Source organism: Microcystis sp. M_OC_Ca_00000000_C217Col (assembly GCF_007095585.1).
Lineage (GTDB): Bacteria > Cyanobacteriota > Cyanobacteriia > Cyanobacteriales > Microcystaceae > Microcystis > Microcystis panniformis.
Genome location: NZ_SFBV01000302.1, coordinates 1 through 5,748, shown reverse-complemented (window position 1 = coordinate 5,748; position 5,748 = coordinate 1). Strand labels below are relative to the sequence as shown.

Below are 5,748 nucleotides of genomic sequence, written 5' to 3'. Positions count from 1 at the left end.
CACAAATATGATTTTGTTTACCTTGTTTATTGATGCCATTTTTACGGATATGGGTAGATTTACATTCAGGGCATTGCATTTTGATTTCCTCCATTCATATCTCTATTATGCAACGCCGACAATTTTTTATATATAGCTAAACCCTCTCCCCTCACCAGTTTAGGCTTAGGTTAAGAAAAGTTAAATTTATCGGCTAAAAGCTGTCGAGTACCCTTATACCGAATCAGTGATCAGTTAAGCTGTTGACTATCTAGAGTTTGCTGAATAAATGTGAAATGTAGGCAAGGTAAGGGTTTTGTGGCTTTTCTTGCGAAACAGGTGCAAGATTTTGAAAGAATCGTGGTTCAAAACCTTGCATCTTCATCGGCCCGTGTCCTGTAGGGGCGAAGCATTCGGGCAATAACCTATCGGTGAAACCGGAGATTTTCTATCCGAATGCTTCGCCCGTACTTTTTGCCGCAAACCCTATCTAAATTACTGGTTAAGACTGCACCGCAGTGCCAGAGTTGGCAGCAGGGAAAGAAAGTTCGATCATTTGTACTTAATTTTCCCCTACGCGTTTTAAAATCAGTACAGATGATCAGTGATCAGATTTGAGTTTTCAGTTTACCGTTTACTGGACGGCTACGCCGTGCCTTTGGCAACACTGAAAAAAGTTTCCCGCTTAAGCTAATAAATGGGGAATAAAAATAAAAGCCGCTACGAGTAAAGCGGCGATCGAGGCGATTAAAACGGCACCAGCGGCACAATCTTTCGCTATTTTGGCTAAATCATGGTAGGATTGCCCCACCGTCAGATCTACCACTGATTCTAGGGCAGTGTTAATTAATTCTAAGACCATCACCAGAGCGCAGGTAAGGGTGACAATCGCCATTTCCATGGCATCAACCCGCAAAAATAAGCCCCAACTAACCGCTACTAGGGTAATCAGGGTGTGAATGCGAAAATTTCTTTGACTAACAAAAGCATAACGGACTCCGGCCCAAGCGTAGCGAAAACTGACTAACAGATTCGAGGCGACTTGCCAAGCGTATTCTCTTTGACTGGGATTGTTGCCCTCACTCACCTGTCCCGATCGAGGGATAAAATTATTGTTGAGATAGGGATTAGGTATGCTGGCAGATTGGTTGGCTTGATGATAATTTGTCTTCATATTCCTCAATAATGCTTGACAAAAATAACTAACTATGTATCGGCATTTCGACGGTTTTTAACAAAGTTTCCTGTAAAGATAGCATTTCCAAGAGACTTGTTTCATCGGGATGATCCCAACCCAAGAGATGTAAACAAGCGTGGGCAGTTAACCAGGCCAATTCTCGCGCCAAAGAATGATTTTGTGTTAAAGCCTGTTGTTGTGCTGTCTGGACAGAGATGATAATATCCCCCAAATATAAAGGTTCTGTCTCTAAAATGCCCTCATCCACTGGTAAATCCACTTCCAGAGCGGCAAAAGCGAGAACATCCGTCGGTTGATCTTTGTGGCGATATTGGCAATTATAGTCCTGAATTTCTCGATCGTCTGTTAAACGCAAACTTAGTTCATAACCGGCGGCAACGGGGAGATAATCCGATAGATAGCCTAACCATGTCTCCAACCAATAGTGCCAAGTTTCCCCATCCACAGGACTATTTCCGGGATCAAAATAATTATCCTGTAGGCATAAATCCACCAGTAGGGGCAAAGTCTCACTCACCAGATTTCACCCTAGGGACGCGTCAGATAGGAAATACCGACAAAAAAGGCCAGTAAGGCTGCCGTGGTCAAAAAAAAGTGTTTTAACGAGACGCCTTTTTTCTTGACCATATTCCGCATCGCCAGCTTGACGTAACTGGGTTGCGCTTCGGTGGCGGTTTCTACTGCGGGGTCAGTGGTGCTAACAGGTTCAGTCATCAGTAATTCCCCAGACAAAGATTGATCGCTATAAGTGTAACAGATTATTAAAAAAGTGCAAAAAAAATTCAATTATGGGAAAAATTGTTACCCTTCCGGAATAGTCAAAGTGGTCACTGCGTGCGCGTTGCGGGGGGTTTTGGGGTGTTAGGGTTTTAGTTCAATTTCCCCATTTCCCCACTTCCCCACTTCCCCACCTCCCCACTTCCCCACTTCCCCACCTCCCCAATTCCCCAATTCCCCACTTCCCCAATTCCCCACTTCCCCAGCAGTTAACCCATGTCTTCCCAAGATACCGAAAGCATCCAGACTATTTTTCAGAAAATTTGGGGCTATGATAGCTTTCGCTTTCCCCAACAGCAGATTATCGAGACAATTCTAGCGGCACAAGATGCCCTAATTGTCGTGCCCACGGGATTCGGTAAATCTATCTGTTTTCAACTGCCCGCTTTATTAAAAACCGGCTTAACCCTAGTGATTTCTCCCCTGGTTGCCCTAATGGAAAATCAGGTGGAGGAATTATTAGCCAAAAAACTACCCGTTGCCCTGATTCATAACGAAATCCCCCGACAACAGAGAAAGAAAACCTTAGCAGCGATCGCAGATCAAACCCTGCGACTTCTCTATCTTTCCCCAGAAACCCTCTTAAGTCCGCCCCTCTGGTCAAAATTAACCCTTCCCCACGTTAAAATTAACGCTCTCATCCTCGACGAGGCCCATTGTTTAACCCAGTGGGGCGATAATTTTCGTCCTGCCTACCGTCGTCTCGGTGCCGTCCGTCCCGCTCTTCTGCAATCAAAACCGGCCGGCAGCCAAATAGCGATCGCTGCTTTTACCGCCACCGCTAACCCCGCCACCCGTGAGACTCTCACCTGCGTCTTACAACTAGAAAAACCGCAGCTTTTCTTAATAAATCCTTACCGTCAAAACCTTGACTTAAGCACCAAAATATGTATTAGCCCCGGTTGTCGTCGTCATCAACTATTAAACTTCCTCACCGGTCAACCTCGACAATCCGGCCTGATCTATACTCGTTCCCGTCGCCATAGTGAAAATTTAGCGGCATGGTTGCAATCTCTCCACTATCGCACCAGTACCTATCATGCCGGTTTATCGCCCTTTCAGCGTCGGGAAATAGAACAAAATTGGCTGCGGGGGGATTTAACTTTTGTTGTCTGTACCTCAGCTTTTGGCATGGGTATCAATAAACCCGATGTGCGTTGGGTTGTCCACTACCAACCCCCGGCTTTACTATCGGAATACCTACAGGAAATCGGCCGCGGTGGTCGCGATGGGGGTAAAATGCAGGCTCTCACCTTAATTAGTGAACCGACGGGATGGTTAGATAATAGCGATAAAAACCAGCAAAAATTCTTTAACTCCCAACAGGAACGCCAATACCGACAAGCTTGGCAAATTTTAGCCCAAATTCCCCTAGAGGGCAAATTAGAGGCGATTAGTGCCGAATTTCCCGATGGTGCGCTCATTCTCTCCCTTTTACACAGTCTTGATCGCCTAGAATGGCTCGATCCTTTTCATTATCGGCTTATTTATCGCCATAATTCCGCCAAGATGACTTTTAAACCCAGAAATGAGATATTTCCCTACCTCTATACCCGTCGCTGTCGTTGGCACTTTCTCTTAAATGCCTTTGGTTTTCAGGAAAATGCCGATAATTTTCGCTGTGGTCATTGTGATAATTGTCGTCGCAATCGACCTCTGGTAAGCTAGGGAGCGCCAGAGCAGGGAGAGCAGAGCTTTTGTACTAAATTTTCCTGTCTTTTTTCCCCTCCTGTCTGGGATTCTCCTCACTTAAGGTCAGATTTTTGATTTTTGCAGGAGATCTATAGCGGTTTTCACAGAAGTTAGTCCCGATTGAATCTATCAAGGGATTTACCGTACCTTACCCGAAATAATAGTGAAATTTTGTGACAAAGTGCAGGCAGATACAAGAATCTTTGCTAGATTCCTAGAAGGATTCTGTGATAAGTTTCCTTAAAAGGAGATTGTTTGCAGTAAGCTAATCTGGCTAACACGCTTTTGAAAGTTGCGATATTGGTTTATGCAAAGAAAGTACATATACCCAGTTCTTGGTCTTTTTGTTGGTGCTATCGTCAATGTCATTTTCAATTTGATTGCAGCGGCTATTCAGCAACGAACTATTGGTGAAAAATTTAATGATCAAATGATTTTATGGATGATCGCATTCGCGGTTTTTGGTCTGTTAATTGGGTATTGGCTAAGTCTCAAGACAGGAAATACAAACGCTTCAGAGCAGAAAGGTGGCATCAAAGCTAAAGGTATAAGAAGCCGAAAAGGGCGATTTGTGGCAGATGAGAGAACTGGACAAGGTATTGATGCAGAAGATATTAGAGCCAGAGGTGACATCTCACTTACAAGCTCAAATAGCCATTTCAATCAGCCCCCCACAAATAAAAGCGGTTCATCAGAAGCAGGAGTGATAGACGCAAGAGCATTGAGCGCTGGTGGTAACATAGCAATCTTCAATGGCTCAGTACCATTAGGAGAGCAACTTGAGTATTTCCGAAATCAGCTAAATATTTCATCTCCACAGTTAAATGATTATGCTACAGCCGAGTTTCGATCATATTGGGATATGTGGAGAATACTTCAGCTATTACGTTTGGCTGGAAATGATTTGTGGAAACAAGCAACTCATGAGAATGTTTTGACTTTTTCTAGCCAACTAAGAGCAACGCTCGAAAAAGTTGAAGAAAGCGCAATCTTTTTTGATGAAATAGACTATGAAAAACTTAAAAATATTTTAAAAATATTTGGTGAATTTAGACTCGGAAAAATTCGACTTTTAGAGATACGTTCAGAAGGAGATCTGCGGTTTGTAGTCCCAGATATAGCAGAAGAACAAATTGACCGTAATCTGCGATATAAACATGAATATGAGGAGCTTTTGAATGAAATTCGTATATCATTTAGAAAAAAAATCTGTCGTTAGCAAGTGCGATCGCTAACGCAAGTGCGATCGCCAATATTGTAGGGTGCGTTCCTTAATGTGACTCCTATTGCTCCACCGATCGATTTTTGGGGAACGCACCATGCACATTTATTGAAGTTGTGATACCAAATCCTGTTATAATAAAACGAGATATAGGGTGCGTCCGACGCAGCCTTGACCTTTTTGAAAACACTTTCAATGATGTAGCTATGGACTGGGAAACTCGAATTACACTAAATCCCGATATTTTGGTGGGAAAACCTATCATTAAAGGAACAAGGATTGCGGTTGAATTTATCATCGATCTTCTCGCCCAAGGTTGGAGTATTGATGAAATTCTGCGAAACTACCCAGGTATTACAGTAGAAGATATTCAAGCTTGTCTTAGCTATGCTAGTGTAATGCTCAAATCTGAGAAAGTCTATGCTATTGCTGCTTAACTGATGCGTTTTCTAGCGAACGAAAATTTCCCCCTTGATGGGGTTGAAGCCCTACGACAAAATGGCCATGATGTCCTGTGGATTAGGGTGGAATCCCCCGGAATCTCGGACTGTGAAGTTTTAAGTCGCGCCCAAGCAGAAAATCGTATTCTCTTGACATTTGATAAAGATTTTGGAGAACTCGCCTTTCGTTCAAGGTTGCCGGCCAGTGTTGGTATTATTTTGTTTAGAATAAGAGTACCTTCTGCATCTGTAGTCGCGGGAGCATCTCATTTACGCAATGAGTAATTATACTTAGCCTAAAAGCCACTCTTAATCGTGTCTTGGAACGAAATAGAGGCTTTTAAAGACTGCGTACATGGAGAATTAAAACAAGAATTACCCTCGAAAAGCCTATTTTTCCACTAAGTATTTATGCTCATTGCAAAGGTGAGATGCTCCCT

The 5,748-nt window shown here is 43.3% G+C and carries 9 protein-coding genes; 4 read left to right on the top strand and 5 right to left on the bottom strand.

The annotated features are described in order from the left end of the window. From EWV66_RS24230 to EWV66_RS19275, 5 genes are all read right to left on the bottom strand, one after another. A partial coding sequence (locus tag EWV66_RS24230) for a transposase-like zinc-binding domain-containing protein (protein WP_502705652.1) occupies nt 1-79 on the bottom strand: 79 nt, incomplete at its 3' end. Nucleotides 80-664: 585 nt separating this feature from the next. Next, nucleotides 665-1,153: a diacylglycerol kinase family protein gene (locus EWV66_RS19290; protein WP_002789713.1), complete on the bottom strand. Its 489-nt coding sequence runs from the start codon at nt 1,151-1,153 to the stop codon at nt 665-667. Nucleotides 1,154-1,181: 28 nt separating this feature from the next. Next, on the bottom strand, nt 1,182-1,694 hold the full coding sequence (gene ybeY, locus EWV66_RS19285; RefSeq protein WP_052276628.1) for an rRNA maturation RNase YbeY: 513 nt from the start codon (nt 1,692-1,694) through the stop codon (nt 1,182-1,184). Nucleotides 1,695-1,705: 11 nt separating this feature from the next. Then, nucleotides 1,706-1,891 carry a DUF3285 domain-containing protein gene (locus EWV66_RS19280; RefSeq protein WP_052278450.1) on the bottom strand — a complete coding sequence of 62 codons (186 nt, stop codon included), beginning with the start codon at nt 1,889-1,891 and terminating at the stop codon, nt 1,706-1,708. A 147-nt stretch (nt 1,892-2,038) separates the two neighbouring features. Continuing rightward, nucleotides 2,039-2,182 (bottom strand): hypothetical protein, encoded by a 144-nt coding sequence (locus EWV66_RS19275; protein ID WP_158499342.1) that lies wholly within the window; start codon nt 2,180-2,182, stop codon nt 2,039-2,041. Here EWV66_RS19275 and EWV66_RS19270 point away from each other — a divergent pair. The 4 genes from EWV66_RS19270 (at nt 2,171) to EWV66_RS19255 (ending at nt 5,593) form a co-directional block, all read left to right on the top strand. Further along, entirely contained in the window at nt 2,171-3,622 is a 1,452-nt protein-coding gene (locus EWV66_RS19270; protein ID WP_287108841.1) for a RecQ family ATP-dependent DNA helicase, read from the top strand. The two genes, EWV66_RS19275 and EWV66_RS19270, sit on opposite strands and share 12 nt — an antisense overlap. A 331-nt stretch (nt 3,623-3,953) precedes the next feature. Further along, nucleotides 3,954-4,865, top strand: coding sequence for a hypothetical protein (locus tag EWV66_RS19265; RefSeq protein WP_052276630.1), 912 nt, complete (start codon nt 3,954-3,956; stop codon nt 4,863-4,865). 209 nt (nt 4,866-5,074) lie between these two features. After that, nucleotides 5,075-5,305, top strand: a complete 231-nt coding sequence (locus EWV66_RS19260; RefSeq protein WP_052276631.1) for a DUF433 domain-containing protein — start codon at nt 5,075-5,077, stop codon at nt 5,303-5,305. A 3-nt stretch (nt 5,306-5,308) separates the two neighbouring features. Beyond that, nucleotides 5,309-5,593, top strand: coding sequence for a DUF5615 family PIN-like protein (locus EWV66_RS19255; protein ID WP_284526117.1), 285 nt, complete (start codon nt 5,309-5,311; stop codon nt 5,591-5,593). Nucleotides 5,594-5,748: the final 155 nt, after the last annotated feature.